This window comes from Parabacteroides sp. CAG:2 (genome assembly GCF_000436315.1).
GTDB classification, from domain to species: domain Bacteria; phylum Bacteroidota; class Bacteroidia; order Bacteroidales; family Tannerellaceae; genus Parabacteroides; species Parabacteroides distasonis.
Genome location: NZ_FR885268.1, coordinates 1 through 15,906, shown reverse-complemented (window position 1 = coordinate 15,906; position 15,906 = coordinate 1). Strand labels below are relative to the sequence as shown.

15 protein-coding genes and 1 pseudogene are annotated in these 15,906 nt (G+C 40.1%); 6 read left to right on the top strand and 10 right to left on the bottom strand.

Annotated elements, in window-relative coordinates; translation table 11 throughout:
• Positions 1-161, top strand: a pseudogene (locus QVP94_RS03570) (glutamine amidotransferase); the annotation flags it as partial.
• Between the two features lie 68 nt (positions 162-229).
• Here the strand turns inward: QVP94_RS03570 and QVP94_RS03565 are convergent.
• Together QVP94_RS03565 and QVP94_RS03560 are read right to left on the bottom strand one after the other, a co-directional pair.
• On the bottom strand, positions 230-2,305 hold the full coding sequence (locus QVP94_RS03565; protein WP_022191990.1) for a BT4734/BF3469 family protein: 2,076 nt from the start codon (positions 2,303-2,305) through the stop codon (positions 230-232).
• A 161-nt stretch (positions 2,306-2,466) separates the two neighbouring features.
• Positions 2,467-2,907: a DUF6078 family protein gene (locus QVP94_RS03560; protein WP_022191989.1), complete on the bottom strand. Its 441-nt coding sequence runs from the start codon at positions 2,905-2,907 to the stop codon at positions 2,467-2,469.
• 323 nt (positions 2,908-3,230) lie between these two features.
• Here QVP94_RS03560 and QVP94_RS03555 point away from each other — a divergent pair, with 323 nt between their 5' ends.
• The gene (locus QVP94_RS03555; RefSeq protein ID WP_253282689.1) at positions 3,231-3,599 is read left to right on the top strand and encodes a Fic family protein; all 369 of its coding nucleotides are present in this window, start codon (positions 3,231-3,233) and stop codon (positions 3,597-3,599) included.
• 47 nt (positions 3,600-3,646) lie between these two features.
• Complete coding sequence (locus QVP94_RS03550; protein WP_022191988.1) at positions 3,647-4,543, top strand: HEPN domain-containing protein; 897 nt, start codon at positions 3,647-3,649, stop codon at positions 4,541-4,543.
• Here the strand turns inward: QVP94_RS03550 and QVP94_RS03545 are convergent.
• Positions 4,509-5,582 carry an alcohol dehydrogenase gene (locus tag QVP94_RS03545; protein ID WP_022191987.1) on the bottom strand — a complete coding sequence of 358 codons (1,074 nt, stop codon included), beginning with the start codon at positions 5,580-5,582 and terminating at the stop codon, positions 4,509-4,511. The genes QVP94_RS03550 and QVP94_RS03545 overlap by 35 nt on opposite strands.
• A 173-nt stretch (positions 5,583-5,755) precedes the next feature.
• Between QVP94_RS03545 and QVP94_RS03540 the strand changes: the two genes are divergently transcribed.
• From QVP94_RS03540 to QVP94_RS03530, 3 genes are all read left to right on the top strand, one after another.
• Positions 5,756-6,298 carry a flavodoxin gene (locus QVP94_RS03540; protein ID WP_022191986.1) on the top strand — a complete coding sequence of 181 codons (543 nt, stop codon included), beginning with the start codon at positions 5,756-5,758 and terminating at the stop codon, positions 6,296-6,298.
• A gap of 6 nt (positions 6,299-6,304) precedes the next feature.
• Positions 6,305-6,868 carry a flavin reductase family protein gene (locus QVP94_RS03535; protein ID WP_022191985.1) on the top strand — a complete coding sequence of 188 codons (564 nt, stop codon included), beginning with the start codon at positions 6,305-6,307 and terminating at the stop codon, positions 6,866-6,868.
• A gap of 74 nt (positions 6,869-6,942) precedes the next feature.
• On the top strand, positions 6,943-7,245 hold the full coding sequence (locus QVP94_RS03530) for a helix-turn-helix domain-containing protein (protein ID WP_005864275.1): 303 nt from the start codon (positions 6,943-6,945) through the stop codon (positions 7,243-7,245).
• Between the two features lie 106 nt (positions 7,246-7,351).
• Here the strand turns inward: QVP94_RS03530 and QVP94_RS03525 are convergent, their stop codons facing one another.
• From QVP94_RS03525 to QVP94_RS03495, 7 genes are all read right to left on the bottom strand, one after another.
• On the bottom strand, positions 7,352-8,362 hold the full coding sequence (locus QVP94_RS03525; protein ID WP_288213168.1) for a DUF1731 domain-containing protein: 1,011 nt from the start codon (positions 8,360-8,362) through the stop codon (positions 7,352-7,354).
• 99 nt (positions 8,363-8,461) lie between these two features.
• Positions 8,462-8,743, bottom strand: a complete 282-nt coding sequence (locus QVP94_RS03520) for a helix-turn-helix domain-containing protein (RefSeq protein ID WP_015532751.1) — start codon at positions 8,741-8,743, stop codon at positions 8,462-8,464.
• 120 nt (positions 8,744-8,863) lie between these two features.
• A complete protein-coding gene (locus tag QVP94_RS03515; protein WP_015532750.1) occupies positions 8,864-10,531 on the bottom strand; it encodes an RNA/DNA-binding domain-containing protein in 1,668 nt (555 codons plus the stop codon).
• Between the two features lie 36 nt (positions 10,532-10,567).
• Complete coding sequence (locus tag QVP94_RS03510) at positions 10,568-11,620, bottom strand: DUF1848 domain-containing protein (protein WP_015532749.1); 1,053 nt, start codon at positions 11,618-11,620, stop codon at positions 10,568-10,570.
• On the bottom strand, positions 11,607-13,811 hold the full coding sequence (locus tag QVP94_RS03505) for a hypothetical protein (RefSeq protein ID WP_022191982.1): 2,205 nt from the start codon (positions 13,809-13,811) through the stop codon (positions 11,607-11,609). The genes QVP94_RS03510 and QVP94_RS03505 overlap by 14 nt, the downstream gene beginning before the upstream one ends.
• Positions 13,812-13,822: 11 nt before the next feature.
• Complete coding sequence (locus QVP94_RS03500; RefSeq protein ID WP_022191981.1) at positions 13,823-14,839, bottom strand: 3'-5' exonuclease; 1,017 nt, start codon at positions 14,837-14,839, stop codon at positions 13,823-13,825.
• Between the two features lie 164 nt (positions 14,840-15,003).
• Positions 15,004-15,792, bottom strand: a complete 789-nt coding sequence (locus QVP94_RS03495) for a hypothetical protein (RefSeq protein WP_022191980.1) — start codon at positions 15,790-15,792, stop codon at positions 15,004-15,006.
• Positions 15,793-15,906: the final 114 nt, after the last annotated feature.

The window sequence follows — 15,906 nt, the reverse complement described above, 5'->3', positions numbered from 1 at the left end:
TGGCTGTCAGAGCCGGAAACATTGTAACCGCCAACGGATTTGCCACTCTGGAGTTCTGTCGTGAAATACTCTATGCGCTGGAGGCAGACTCTTCCCAAAAGATAGAGAGAAGCTATCGAATGAACAAAACAGGTGTTTGGGAAGATCCAGAAGTGGGATAAATCACTTATCTAATGGTGGTAGATAATAAAAACATCTACCACCAACAACTTACATCTACCATCATTTACTACTTTTCGACCACTAAATACAACCGTCCCCTACTCGCTAACTGCGTCTTAAGCCCTATCTTTTTCAAGAAACGACCAAAGACGGAGACATTGCTCATCGGAAGTTTTACGCCGCTCTTTTTTTGCAGCGATAGGTAGATCTCTCCGGCAGAGATCTTCAAACCTTCCTCCTTATGCGAAGCGGGACGATAATATTGAAAAAACAGATCCTCAAACAAAGGACGTTGTTGAAACGCCTCGTTCGCTTGCATCTGCGAAACCTCTTCCTCATGCGTCAGCCAATAACGCTCGTTATTATTCAAGGCGGCAACCGCTTGCGCATAGAGCTGGAGATAATCGATAGGCTGGGCATTGTCTATCATCCCTTTCACCTCGATACAAATGAAACGGCGGCTGCCGGAAGGATCGCCCAGCAAATCCGTATGGTTGCTCGTAGCGATAAAGGAAGCATAACGTTTCACCGATTCCTCCTGCGTGGCATGAGGCTTGCGCACATTTACGACCGGCTTCTGCAACAGATGCTTCAAGAAGCCTTGATGCCTCGCGCTCACTTGGTCGAACTCATCAATATTGATCAATCCGAAACGGGTAAGATACAGCTCGGCATCCCGCTTCTTGCTGAAATCGATGCTGTCCGTGTAATACTTATTCAAGTCCGGTGGCAACAGGTTGAAGCAGAACGTGGACTTTCCGCACCCCTGCCCGCCCACCAAGAGCGGGGAAAGGCTGTTGCCATGCTGTTTGTCACGTCCCTGCCAGTGCGCTACCATCGACAGGAACCAAGTGTAAAACAACTGTTCCCACCGTACGTTGTCGCAAGGGATGCGTGCGGCCAGCGGACGGATGCGATCCTTGCCATCCCACACGGGCAAGCGGGTCAAATAGTCCTCGATAGGCGCATAGTCCGGGATGCGATCTGAAAAGACAAAACGCCGTACATCCCTGTCCCATAGCTGCAATCCTTCTTTCTGGGCATTTAGGGCGATACTGTTCAGTACACGATCCGTCACGGGGCGATAGTCAAAACAGAACGTGTTTTTCTCCCGATATTCCGGTCCGCCGGACATCAGATTGTACCGGAAATCGTAACGACGGTTCATAAACTCCTCCATTTTCAAGCTCTGTGGCTGCTCCGGCTTGTAAAGGGACGTACTGCCAAAATCAGAATCGGAAGCTAAGCGGTAAGACTGCCTCAAGGTCTCCCGGATCTCCACTTCCGAGATCAGATTCCCCAGATAGAGCATCGTCCACTTCACACAATCCTCCTCTTCTACCCCCGCCGCGAAACAAAGTCTTCCAAGAGTGACCAACAAAGGTTTGAAGTCCACCTTTATGCTCAAACTTCCATGTTCCTCCAAAGCCCGCTGCAAAGCGAATTCATATTGGATGGCAACGTAACGGTATTGGTCATAAAGCGTCTGCCCTGCACTCTCTACCGGTACCGGCACCCGTTTTTCGAACCGTTCCTGGTAGGCGCTTTCGTCGGGCATAGCCACAGGCTGCTCCAGATGAATGGAAAGAGCGTCCGGATTGTAATACACATCGGCATCATAACTGAGGCGGCAACCCATCTCCAGCACCGGACGTTTCAGCTCGATGGGATAAGAAAGGCGAGGCTCATACGTCTTGAGCGCATGTCGGTAAGCGTGCGCATGAAAAACCTCGGCATCCGTACACGAACGGGGAAGCGACCCGTCGGGATAGGTATAAGCCACCACGAACTTCACGCTCCGTCCGCTAGAGCCGATCATAGCGAACAGTGTCTGCGGATATTCCACTATTTTTTGTTTCAAGGACAAAGCCTCTTCTATGCTCTTCAATCGATTGATCTCCAGCAAAATCCAGCCATTATACTCCTTCAACTCGCCTTTTCGAAAAGTTCCGGCAAAGAGCAACTGAGGTAATTTCCGGGTAAACGGATACCGTTTGTCGGGATAAGCCCGCCTTAATTTCTCTCGAAAGAGCGCAAGCTTATCCCTCGTCCGCTCATCCTTTACCCATGCCACGATCTCCTCCATACGCATCGCCCGTTGCGCGACGGTATGTCGATAGGCTGTTTGCTTGGTTATTTTCATGTCTAATATATTATTTAAGAAGTTGAATAACTTATGCTTACAGTTTTTTCTATAGAAAAACAAAAGTTTTCCCCTAATAAAACTTTTGTTTCTTCCTAAAGAAACTTTTGTTTCCTCTAAGAGAAACTCTTTGTTCTCCTAAGGGAAACTCTTATCAGCTCTTATCCCTTCGTCCATCGGTAGCCACTCTGCCAAGCATCAAAGACTGGTTCATCCTCTACTCCGTACGCCCGAAAGACCTGACGGATATACTGTTGGTCTTCGGGCGAGAAGGTTCTTTCCTTGCGCTTAAACTGATAAAACCTATTCTTACCGTATGTCATCAACAGACGTTGCTTGATGCGTTTCGCCTCCAGATAAGGTATCTGGTCTAATAGGTGATCCATGCCGACAGCGTATTGCACGGGAGTATCCGCCATGAAAGCCGCACACTTTCCGGTAGGACTGGTACGTGCGGGATTCACGACACTCACCGCCCAAAGCGTATCGGGGATAAAACGGATGATTTGATGCCGCAAACAGCGGTTGGCGTTCTTACAATTTCCGTTAAAACAATGTACAAAGCCTGTCGGCACCATAGCGTAATCGAGTTTTTCTATCATATCTTTTAGATTTTCAGTATTCTTCAAATATAACACTTTTTTCCTTCATGCGAAAAGAAAATTGTATGAAAATCAATAATAAATGGTAGATATTGAATAATAATTGTAGATGTTTGGAGATCTACAACCTATAGGTAATATTCTTATTTACAGAGAGTACACAACAGAGTGGTAGATATTGTAGATGTTTTTATAAATTCAATGTTACAGGAAACTCATAATACGTAAAAGAACGAGCCAATACAACTTCTTCATCTTTTCACTATCACATAGCAGGATATTTTATATCTTTATTGCCTGTTTATAATCATGATTGGATACATATGGACATAGATTTCGCATCATACATCCGTGGTAGTGAGGGTAACATTCATCATCAATACCCCACAACAGCCAACCGAACAAGTCGACCGAACAAGTACCGAACAAGCACCGAACAAGCACCGAACAAGCTAGCCGAACAGCTCGGCGTACCGCTTTTTGCTATCGTAAAGGCTATCGGAATAGAACAATGTTCATTGAAAGTGATAATGGAGAAGATAGAATTAAAGCATCGTCCCACTTTTGTTGCCAACTATTTGACACCTGCTATTCAAAGCGGCCTTGTTACCCCTCTCTACCCGGATAGCCCCAAACATCCTCGACAAAAGTATCTGTTGACGATAAAGGGACTGGCTATTTTTAATTCATAATGGCAAGTAAAAAGTGATTACAAACAATTTGCATAGATAAACGAAGAATGAAAACATCCATCAATTACCTTCCCGAACAGAAACGGGATGACCTCAGAAGAATTGTAGAGTGCGTACTGGAAGTACTTCCCGATTGTGAGATGATCATTCTCTACGGAAGTTATGCCCGGAATACATACGTTGACTACGACCAACGCATCGAATACGGTATCCGCACCTGTTTTATGAGCGATTATGATATTTTGGTAGTTACCAGTACCCGTTTCCAAAGATATATTATCAATCACATCTTGAGCAAGGCCACCGATAATTACTACAAAGGGAAGAACAGATACGCATCCACCACCGTACAATTTATAGACGAAAGCATCGACGACTTGAATAAAGCCATCGATAAAAACCGATATTTCTATACCGATATCAAGCGAGAAGGTATCATGCTTTACAACAGCGGCCGTTATAAGTTGGCCCGCCGTCGTAAACTGAACTATCGGGAGATAAAAGAGTTGGCGGAGGAGTATTACAACGACAGGTTTGAACGTGCGAATGATTTTTTACGAAATGCAATGTATGACAAAAACGACGAGAGATATAAAATATGTTCTTTTCATTTGCATCAAGCTTGTGAGAATTATTACAACAGCATAATCTTGACTTTTACATTGTATAGTCCCAAAGAGCATAGCCTAATAACGTTATCCGGCAGAGCCAAAACGCATTCCCTAGAGTCATCCGAAGCCTTTCCCCGGGATACGGAAGAAGAAAAACGACTTTTCGATTTGCTGCAGGACGCATACGTTCAGGCTCGTTATAATTTACACTTCCGCGTCACTAAAGAAGATATCGAGGCGCTTATCCCCAAAGTAGAGCTACTCCGGGATATCGCACGACAATGTTGCGAGGAGAGAATCAAGGTGTATGCGGCAAAACAAAGACAGGTTTGATGAGATTCCCCTCAATCGCCACCTTTATAACCCCATCCAACCTGTTTTCGAAGATACGGTAAGCCTCCTCAATCTCGTTCAATGGAAACTTATGGGTAATAAGAGGCGTCGTGTCTATCTTACCTTCTTCTATTAGGTTAAGAATCTCGGCGCAATCGCAGCCATCCACCCCACCAGTCTTGAACGTCAAGTTCTTGCCATACATGTCTGGCAAAGGAAGAAGCTGAGGTTTATCATAGAGGGCTACGATGGTGACAATGGCGTTCGGACGGGCACAATCCCATGCCAAGCGGAAGGTATCCTCACTCCCCGCGACCTCCAATACGACATCCGCACCGCCATGATCGCTGTTACGAAGAACAAATTCCTTACAGTTTTCGGGATCTGTCACCAAGACTTCCGGATAACGCTGGCGAACGAACCGGGCCCTTTCCGGAGACTTCTCGCAAACAATAATACGTCGTGGCTTCTTCAACAACACGCACAACAAAGTACAGATCCCCGTAGGACCGGCGCCAATGATAAGAACCGTATCATCCTCTGTAATCTCCGAGATACGAGCGGCCCAAAAACCTGTCGCTAACACATCACCGACCAGCAAAGCCTGCTCATCACTGACCGTATCTGGGATATGATTCAAGCCTCGATCCGCATAAGGAACCCGGACATACTCCGCCTGCCCCCCATCGATACGACAGCCCAACGCCCAACCGCCATTGGGATCGGTACAATTATTGACATATCCACGCCGGCAGAAGAAACACTCTCCGCAAAAGGTCTCGACATTCACGGTCACCCTGTCACCCGGCTTGACTGCAGTAACATCGGCACCCACCTTTTCCACTACACCAACCATCTCATGCCCAACGGTTATTCCGGGTACCGCACGTGGTACGCTACCGTGTTTAATATGAAGATCGCTAGAACAAATGCTACCCAAAGTCACTCGTACGATAGCGTCCCGTGAATCCTTTATTTCCGGTATCGGTTTCTCCCGCAATTCAAATTTCCCTTGTTCAATATAAGTGTACGCAAGCATGATATTTTCTTCTTTTAGTTAATCGCCTTACAAAGATAAGGATCGTATCGCCAAAAATATCAGATATATCAGTAATTTGGGTACAAACTGTTTCATTTTTCTCTCCTATCTTTATCGCCATAAATACATAGCATTCTCGTAATGCATATAAAAACAACAAAAATTCAAGAAGTATGAAACGAATCGTATTATTCATGGTCATGGTCTCAATGGTATGTATCGCCTCTTATGCGCAAAAGGCTGCCGAAGGGACAAAAGTTTTAGTGGCTTACTTCTCGGCAACGGGAAATACTGAAAAAGCGGCCCAACAAGTCGCGTCTATTGTCAGTGGTGATCTTCACAAGATCCAACCTGAGAAAAGCTATACCTCCGCCGATCTGAACTGGCGGGATAAATCCTCACGCAGCAGCGTAGAGATGGACGATCCTACATCACGACCGGCCATTATCGATGATTTGAAGAACCTAACGGAGTATGACACCGTTTACCTAGGATTTCCCATCTGGTGGAATCAAGCCCCAAGACTCATCAACACCTTTTTGGAGAAATACGATCTCTCGGGTAAAACCGTTATCCCATTCGCCACATCGGGCAGTAGCAATATCTCGAACGCAGAGAGTGAATTGCGGAAAGCCTATCCGGATGTGAACTGGCAAAAAGGGAAGTTGATGAACGGAGTGACAGAAGAAGATATCAAGAATTGGACTAAAAAATAAATGATTATGAGAAAGAATTTTGGAGCGAAGCCTTTGAGCTATCCGCAACCCGTATTTATTATCGCCACGTATGGAGAAGATGGAACTCCCGACGCGATGAACGCCGCTTGGGGCGGTATCAGTGAGATGAATGAGATCAGCATGTGTCTTAGCGCCGGTCACAAGACAGTTAAGAATATCCTGAAGCGTGGAGCTTTCACGGTAAGCATGGCAGATGCCGATCATGTCGTAGCTTGTGATTATGTAGGTATCGTGTCGGGCAATAAAGTTACCGACAAGTTTGCCAAAGCAGGATTTCACGCTACAAAATCAGACTTCGTAGATGCTCCGTTGATCGACGAATTGGCCGTGGCTATCGAATGTAAATTAAAAGATTACGATCCGGATACTTGCATACTCCGTGGCGAGATCGTAAATGTCAGTGTTGACGAGCGTGTACTTGATGAGAACGGCAAGGTGAATGTAGCTAAAGCCGCTCCCATCATCTTTGATCCATTCAACAACGACTATTTGAGAGTGGGCGAAAAGGTAGGAAATGCCTTTTCCGATGGGAAGCAACTGAAAACATAAAAGAAAAGTCCATCTAAAGTTGTTATATATGTAAACTTAATTTATATTTGCACTATGGAAAAAAAATGAATATTATGCAAGCAAATCCTAAGATCGGGAGTATGGACGCTGTATTAGATAAATTATACGGCAAGGTTGGCTCACCAGAAAGAGAGGAGTTTCGCAAAGAAGCATACTCTTATTGTGTGGGGCAAATTATTAGTGACGCACGGAAGCAAGAGAAAATGACACAATCCGAGTTGGCCGAAAAAGTAGGAACTAATAAGACCTATATATCAAGAATTGAAAAAGGAATCATAGAACCGGGAGTTGGTTTATTTTTCCGTATTATTGATGCGCTTGGCCTTAAAATTGAAATCGTAAAGCCTATCATGTGAGCAAAAGGAACTCTCTCAGATCGCCTCTGTTAAGATTGTTTTCCAATATGAGTAATAAAAGGGGCAAAGGCGTAATCACTACGGCTTTACCCCTTTATACATCAGCTCATGAAATCAATTTAGAGATATCATACCCACGTTCCGTTATCTTCCCCAGTAAATCTTCCCGAACCGCCTCCGGTAAGTTCCTCTCACGGCTCAAGATCCAGAGGTATTTATCCGTGCTGCTTCCTATCACCGCATATTGATAATCCGCATCAAGTTCTAAGATATAATAATCCGCATAGAACCATAAGAAGAAAGCCACTTTCAATTTTCCGGGATTATTTTTAGGGTCCGGTTGTTTCGCACGACCGGTGGCTTTCTTGTGAACGCCGCCTTTATATCCTTCGTTCTCCACACGGATCTTTCCGTCCGGAAGCAACGTATACGTGGCCGTCACATCCGTCATGCCTCTCTCAAAATGATTCTCATAACGGGCGATTTCATACCATCGCCCCATATACCGTTTAACATCCAGTTCCGGTACGGTATGATGATCTGTTATATTCATAAGTTTCTCTATTGTTGGATAAATGTATGTAAACCCAGATTCCTGTAATTTAGAGGGATGGACGGTTTGCCCTTTTGTCACGAACGACGCTCCCTCGCCAAACTTCAGCCGAAAAAAGAACTCAGGCAAAGGGATGATCCTACGGATCTTATCCGCTCTCGCTAACGTATGAGCCAACTGCTTTTGGGTGATAAGGTCTGGAGAAACCAAATTTACCACACCCCTCATCTGCCTATTCCGTATGATATACCCAAAAGAGCGGCATAGATCAAACAGGCTGATCCATGGAAAACGCTGTTGCCCGTTACCGATCACGACACTTACCCGTGAGAAGCGTTGCAAACGAAGCATCTCTTTCAAGGCCCCTCCATCCTCAGACAATACGACACCAAAACGGGTAATGACAAGCCTCACATCCGATGAGCATGCGGACGCTTCCTCCTCCCACGCCCCACACAACCGGGCCAAAAAATCCATTCCCCGGCAATCATGATACTCGTCATATTCCCCGAAAGCCGGATAATAACCTACGGCGGAGGCCGAAATAAACAACTCAAGTTTCACGCTTGAACCGAATATTGCAATTTAGTAATTTGAGTATCAAATAATAATGTCGGAAATTAGATTATTATGATACCATATAGTTCCCGACAATTGTAAGTATTAGCCTATTCTTTTTTGTGCGACCTCTATCGCATCGTGTTTTAATTCATCTTCATCCTCTACCGCATCTAATACTTTGTCTGCTAACCACAGAGTGAGAAGTTCATTCTTATCTACCTTGAAATATTCAGCCAATTGTATTACTTGTGTTCGTTTGGCACGTCTGTCACCGCGCTCTATTTTGCTGAACATCGGAGTATCTATTTCAAGCAAGGCTGCTAATTGTCTTTGCAGTACTCCGTGTTGCTCTCTTAACTCTTTTATTCTTTCTCCTAATAACATACTTCTTCAATTTACGAATTTGACATGAGTTAATCGGATTTCATTATCCGCTATAATATGACGAAATCCGTTATAAATTCCGCTATAATTGGGATAAACCGTCATAATCTTCCGTTATGACTATTCTTTTAAGAACCATATCCGCCCTTTTGCATAAATAAGTTTATCGGCACTTAACGCACTAAGTATATCCCCTAATAGTCTCAATTGCTGTTCGTTTGTCTTGACTTGCGGCATTACGTCTTTGACGTACTCATAAATGCTATCACGCTTGGCTCCATCTGTACCAGCATTCTTAAGATACTGCAAAATCATCTGTTTGATTTTTTCCTTATCAAGTCCTTTCTGCTTGGTGTAACCTTGCAGTTGACGAGTAGCTTTAGCAATCCCTAAAGAGATTGTATAATTGGGGGCTTCGCCCTCAATGAGCCCTCTGTTCAATAAATCATGCGCAATGTCCTCATGAATGGTTCTGCCCTTTTGGATGGCATCTAATGATATGCAATCCCACAAGGTCAATGAGTTGTCTGTTTTGAGCAAGTTGGTATATTGTTCATTTATCTCATTGCCATAAATGCGTACCGATACTTTTCTGTTTTTAGCGTCAATTTCATAATCAGGCATTGGAAAATGGCGACGCCATTGTTCATTGAACATCTTCTTTATGCCCCTACTTACTGTATCTATCATGTTGAAATCAACCATTGCCCTGCAAAGACATTCATTGCGAAAATATGCTTGAGGTTCCTCATTCGTTAAAGCATTCTCCAACGTGCCAGGAATAAAACTCCCTGCATTGGAGTAATAGAGGTATGTCGGATTTTCCACGAAATTGATTCGCTGCTGCATCGTGTAGTCTTGATGTGCAATACAATTATGAAGTGCTTCGCGGATGGTATAGTCATCGTATTGCTTCATAGTGTCAGGGAAGAGTGTACCTCCTGGCATTTCACGCATTGTCAGATTTTCAATCTTTGATAAAATCTCATCTACGGTTAATATAAATGGCACGGTGAAGTGTTCGTAATCCACTACATCCTGCTTTTCATCCCGCCTTGTCCAAGTCACTTGTGCAACAGCCGGACGTAACTTGAAAGCAGCTTCATATTTACCAAGAAGGATTATTGCGGCACGAGTAATTCCTCCGTTCTTCATTATGCCACATTTGCTCAAGAATGTTTCCACAGTCCATGCATTTACTTCGGCTTCAGGTATTCGGCTATGTACTTTCTTGAACATCATACGAGCTTTAGCTATGGCAACTTCATCAAGGTCATCAATCGTAGCATCAGGTACGATTTGTGCGGACCAATCCGTTTCGCTGAAAATAGGTTCATCAAGAATTGCACTCATGCGTTCAGTAGTCATTTCTACGAGAGAATCCTCAATTCGCTGCCATGCCTTATTATGCGCAAACACAGGGCGCTTAGGTAGATGTTTAGGAATATGGATAACCCATACTTTACGATTGGTATCATCTGTGATGAACTCATCTATATCCAAGCCTTCTGTTGAAAGATTTACGCATCTTTCTGTCAGTCGCAGTATTGCTTTTTGCTTATCATAATTGTATGTGTCCGTTCCGACAATCTTCAATGTTTTATCGTGTACACCAATCACCAAGTGTCCACCTTCCATATTGGCAATGACAGACACATACGAAATGACATCATCTTTCTCGTCCCCGCAGAATGAGTTCTTCAAATTCTTAAATTCCTTCCACTCGCAATAAGTATTTTCTTGCGGATATTCACGATGTAGATATTGTTGTAGTTCAAGTTCTAACATTGATCTATTTATGCATTTTGGATTACACTGACACACTTATTCAATAATACTTTCACTTTCATCAGAATGCTTTCTCATATTGTCCATTACCATTTTTTTACTTGTGTTGGCATAACAATATACACAGAAATGACGACAAGTATTATACATTCCAATATCTTTACTCACCATACATCCGCAAACCTTGCGTTGTCCGGAATCTTTAACATTTTTCGTATTCTGGGGGATTGGCGGAAGTTCTCCAAACATATCTCTTTCCGGCCATTTCAATGTATGAAGATAATAAACTAATTCTTTATCGTCAGAGAATATGCGTTTCATAAGTTCTCCGTCAATACAACGATTATGTTCTATGCCATAAGACTCTAAATCTATATCTTCTGCACAAGTTGCCATTTCAACATTCCATCCTTGTTCTTTCCAAATGGATCGAATTTTCTGAAGACCTTCAACAATTTCTATTCGCTGAGCATGGTTTGCTTCTGCATTTTCAACATCCTCTTTCGTAAAGAACATTGTTTCTTTTACGAGATTATTTTGAACTTTTCGATATGCTTTTACATCTATAAAGCTGAAAACCAACTTGTCAGTATATCCTTTCAGTTTATTGCCGACATTCCATATTCTTTTAAGCAACTCTCTTGGGCTTATAGATGAAGTGATTATAAGTGGATCAAATCTCCATATCACTCTCTCTTTACCTATCATTTGAGATAATTGCTTAAATGTTTCGATTCTTTCTTCAATAGACGGGACATTTGGCTCAAATCCTTCATTTATATAATCGTTAAGAGTAAATTGAAAATAATAATGAATTCTACGTTCATCAAGTTTGTGCAAATATGGCAATATCGGTTTGGGGTTCTTTGTCCAAAAAACAATAACCTTACAATTCTTAAAAGAAATGTACATTGGCTGTTGATTGAACGGATTGTACCATACACAATAACCTTTTGTCAAACGGTTGAAAAACCATTTGGCATAAAAAGCTGGTATGTCTGTAGAACGACTTGCTGAAATAATAACAGGAGCTGTTGCTTCTACAATCATACCAGAGTCATTCTTTATTGTAATTTTATCTAATATCATAGTATATTAATAATTCTTTTTCAACTTTAGATGCCATTTCCTGTGTAAACACATATGTTAAGGACGTTGGTCCTTTTGCATTTCCTGAAAAGCCTTCTTTCTTGCAAAGATTTATAAAGAAACGAATGTGCTCTTCTTTGTTGCTAGGATATTTTGATGCTGTAAATGACCAATTTTGTTCGAGACGTCTTAATACATTCTTATCTAATCCTACAAAGGACGGAATGTTAGGCAAACGATTTGATATGCTTTGGGTTATAGAAGTTGCTTTATTCATTTCGGGAAATAACAAAGGAGTATCCTGTTTCTTTATTTTGATTTTGCCTTTCTTCTCTTCGTTATGACCAAAATGTCTCAAAATATTTTTTTGTACAGTTTTAGACAAGTTGTTCTTTTCTAATATTGTGCAAAATGCATCATAATTATCTACAGATTGATAGATTTTTAAGGACAACCAAGCTAACTCTTTTTGTTTCTTAGCTCTCTTCGATAGCGTTTCATTAATAGCATCTTCAAAACACTCGTTTATAGGTTTTGATGAAACGGATAAAAACGATTCTAATTTATTTACCAATTGAGTGACTTCCTTGAAGTTTACTGATTTTAGAATAAAAGATAATTCTTCCTTTGAAAACTTACAAGATCGTTTTTCAATTTCTTCTGAGCTGCAATTAATAAAAGATTCTGAATTGGCAATATCATGAGACAAGATTCCCATGTTTTTCCCATATAATTTTTTATATACGAGTGAATATGTTGACATGTTGAGAATATCGGATAATGCCTCCTTATTCATTTCCATATAACCACATAAGCTACCCCACAAGGAAAGAATATAACGATAATTTTCAAATTCTGCCATTTTGCACAAAGCCATACAATCATTGTAACTTTGGCCTTTTAATATAAATGCAGCTATAGATTTGAGTTCAATGTTATCAATTCTATTTATTTCAAAATGGATGGCCGGATCGTTAATAAATGCATGTAAATCATTTATGTATGCTCGTTCTTTAGACTTCTTCCAATTGATTTCACCTATTTGTCCCTTTAATATAGGTACAATGGTCTCCATCACTCCCATATAAAAACCAAGGCGATTAGCATATAACTTTTCTACTGTTTGTTTATTTTTTATTACATAATCGATAACGGCATTAACTAATGGAGCATTAGAAATTGAAATAGTATTTCCATTCATTGAAATATCATTCAAAGTAGATGGGGGTAGACTTTTTTGTAAGACATCAACTGCATATGCTGTTCTCTTTTCTATGTCAGATCGAAGCCTTAAATAATCATCTTTAGTATGTAGCTCCGGAACTTGGGGGAGAAAATAACATCCCCATTTTTTGCATAAAGAGGTGAATATATAATCCCAACAATTTATATTCTTGAGAAATCCTATTAAACATCCTTTAAGGAAATAAAATCTGTTTCCCAATTCATTCTTCAAGTTAACTTCAAATTGTTCTGTACTATTCCTCTCTGTTAAATCAATTTTCTTATATTCATCTAACAAAAAAGATAATTTCTCACCAAAAACAGTTATAGATGAAGGAGTAGAAATAAGACTGGTTAATATGTTGTATATATCTTGAGTAAGCCTTAATTGTACCGCTAAATCATGATTAACAGATTTCTGCTCTCCTAAGAGATATGCATATAATACGCCCTTTTGTTTATCAATAATTCCATCTTCAAATACTCCTACTTCATAATGTGAAATAGACGTAAGTTTCGGAAGTGGTCTTGTTTTAAACTTATTGGCATTTGGGACTATAGAATAATTATTATAGTATTTGATGGATTTATTACTTCGGGTATTTACTAAAGTAATTTTATATGCTTGCTCAGAGAAAAAATAGAAACAGCAATTTGTAGGAGTCAGATTCAGAGTATGAGAACAAATACAAACACCATCTTGTATTTCGTTTTCATAAAAATCTTGAGTTTGTACATCATCTTCAAACTCAATAAGCACTGGATAGTTATAGCGTCCAACGTCGTTAATAGTAAATTGAACTGGATATTTAAATAATACGATAGCGTTAAAAGGCCGAAGTTCCTCTATTTGTTCATATAATTTATACCCACTTAGCCGTTGAACATAATGTGATATAGGCAAAATACATTCAGACTGAAGTAGATTGTCCATATTTAAACTTGATGTCGGTATATAGAATTTCATAAAGTATATATTTAGAATGGTCCATTGGCATCAGTCTCATTCCCTGCATAGATATGGGAATCAGGTGCTGGCAATCTGGGTGCTAGATTATCAGTATATAAAAGATAAAGATTTTCCAACGGACGTGTTGTTGCTACATATAATGCTGACTCTTTTTCAGTCATTGGTTCTATATTCCAGTAAACATAGTTCCTGAATTCATTAAGCCCACAGCATGGAATAAATACATCATTAAATTGTAATCCCTTAGCACAGTGCCAAGTAATTATTTTAGGACTTGTTGATTTGAAATCTATATCCATATAATCGTGTGTTTTCCATTGAACAGGTATGCCTTTTGACACAAAATAGTCCCGAATCATAGTAACTTGATCGTTATAATACACAAGAATACCCACATCTATTAAACCATTATTAACGTATTCTATAATTTTATCAAGTTGCGATGTGGTTTGTATTAAACGTGGCTTTGGACCATGTTTGATACATGCAAATGACAAACGAGATGCGGGACGTATATGTTCACCAACCTTTGCATTTTCGATTGTGAGACGATGGTTAATACACAAATCTTGTGGATGAATTCCTAATTGTTTAGCTGTTTCCTCTACACTTTGGACTGGATGGTTTGGGAATTCCATTATTGATTGATTAGAATCTCCAAAAAACCAGCAGTATTTTCCATGAGCCTTAAAATCTGCAATTTCATCAGCATTAAAGTCCTGGCACTCATCTATGAACATATATGTGAATTGCGGTTTTGAAGAACGTTTCCATTCTTCAAAATAATATACATGGCCTTCGTTTTGTCCAATTTCAGCTAATTCGTCAACAAAAAATTGTTTTAGTGATTTTGTATAAACTATAATTGCATAGGAACTAGTTAGCGTCGAAACTTGTTTGGCCTTCTTTAGAAGAGTCAACGATTTTCCAGAACCTGCAATTCCCTTAACTATTGCGGTTCGTTCTGCAGACATATTGATGATTATCTGCTGGTCTTTGTCTGGTGTAAGATTATCTAGTGCCATAAATCATAAGGTATATTTTTATCTGCTAACGGATTTATTGCACGACATGTTTTTAGAGTATATCCAGCCATTACTTCCTGAGCAAATGATTTATTACAAATTATTCTGTATGCGATTTTACTTCTATCACTATTTTTTCCCCTGTGGAATACATGAAAAATATCTTACATATAACAACCGGAACATTGGTTCTCGAGGTGGTAACATGCATTTGGCACGATACTTTTATATTGCTGTGAGTTCTTTAAAAATCTATTTATTCCACTATTCATCATTTGTGGATAATACAAACCATTATCTACTTTTGTTGTTACATCAGAAATGATAAAGACTCCATTGGCTTTAAGCAATGGAGAAAAATACGAAACTATCAATTCATACGGATTACTTTTATTAAAAGTTCCACGTTGTACAAACTCATTTATTGCCTTAAACGACATTATAAAATGATACTGCACATTTGACATATTTATAACATCCTGTATTTCCAGTTCAGATTCAATATAAATACATTGAGGATTAATATGGATTTCAAGTCTGAATTCTGGTGCTTTTTCCATCAACTCCGTAAGATGATATAAAAATAATATTGCATCCGGATTTGCATCGTACGCATTTATATTTACTCGTTTTAAATTGGGAAGATTGTCGCTTAAAGCAACAAGTAAGCCTACAATTTCACCACCTGTTCCGCAGCAAAAATCTAACACGTTTATTTCCTGCAAATTATACAATGATTGTTTATATTTATCATTTGTCATTAGAGAGGATATAATACTATAAGCTTCCGCAAAACTTCTAGGAAAATATGTTCCTAGGTATAATTTTACAAATTCGTATGGTTGATCTGGATTATAAACCACCTCCATAGGGCATGGTTCATAGACAGCCTCAAAATCATCAAAGATAATTTTATCAATCCATTTAGGAAGTATAACAGATTTATTATCCATAAAACTTTTCTCTTATCTATTGTCTTCTTTTTGAATTGTCAATATTTGGACACAAATATACAAAGAACTCGCAAAAAAACGACAAAATTTGGATAAATAAAGTAAGTGTTTGGT

Excerpts from the sequence above, each read along its gene's own strand:
- QVP94_RS03530 (WP_005864275.1), top strand. The coding sequence starts at position 6,943 with ATGCAAGCAAATCCTAAGATCGGGAGTATGGACGCTGTATTAGATAAA.
- QVP94_RS03565 (WP_022191990.1), bottom strand. The coding sequence starts at position 2,305 with ATGAAAATAACCAAGCAAACAGCCTATCGACATACCGTCGCGCAACGG.
- QVP94_RS03520 (WP_015532751.1), bottom strand. The coding sequence starts at position 8,743 with ATGTTATTAGGAGAAAGAATAAAAGAGTTAAGAGAGCAACACGGAGTA.
- QVP94_RS03540 (WP_022191986.1), top strand. The coding sequence starts at position 5,756 with ATGAAACGAATCGTATTATTCATGGTCATGGTCTCAATGGTATGTATC.
- QVP94_RS03555 (WP_253282689.1), top strand. The coding sequence starts at position 3,231 with ATGGACATAGATTTCGCATCATACATCCGTGGTAGTGAGGGTAACATT.
- QVP94_RS03510 (WP_015532749.1), bottom strand. The coding sequence starts at position 11,620 with ATGATATTAGATAAAATTACAATAAAGAATGACTCTGGTATGATTGTA.
- QVP94_RS03500 (WP_022191981.1), bottom strand. The coding sequence starts at position 14,839 with ATGGCACTAGATAATCTTACACCAGACAAAGACCAGCAGATAATCATC.
- QVP94_RS03560 (WP_022191989.1), bottom strand. The coding sequence starts at position 2,907 with ATGATAGAAAAACTCGATTACGCTATGGTGCCGACAGGCTTTGTACAT.
- QVP94_RS03550 (WP_022191988.1), top strand. The coding sequence starts at position 3,647 with ATGAAAACATCCATCAATTACCTTCCCGAACAGAAACGGGATGACCTC.
- QVP94_RS03545 (WP_022191987.1), bottom strand. The coding sequence starts at position 5,582 with ATGCTTGCGTACACTTATATTGAACAAGGGAAATTTGAATTGCGGGAG.
- QVP94_RS03505 (WP_022191982.1), bottom strand. The coding sequence starts at position 13,811 with ATGAAATTCTATATACCGACATCAAGTTTAAATATGGACAATCTACTT.
- QVP94_RS03535 (WP_022191985.1), top strand. The coding sequence starts at position 6,305 with ATGAGAAAGAATTTTGGAGCGAAGCCTTTGAGCTATCCGCAACCCGTA.
- QVP94_RS03495 (WP_022191980.1), bottom strand. The coding sequence starts at position 15,792 with ATGGATAATAAATCTGTTATACTTCCTAAATGGATTGATAAAATTATC.
- QVP94_RS03515 (WP_015532750.1), bottom strand. The coding sequence starts at position 10,531 with ATGTTAGAACTTGAACTACAACAATATCTACATCGTGAATATCCGCAA.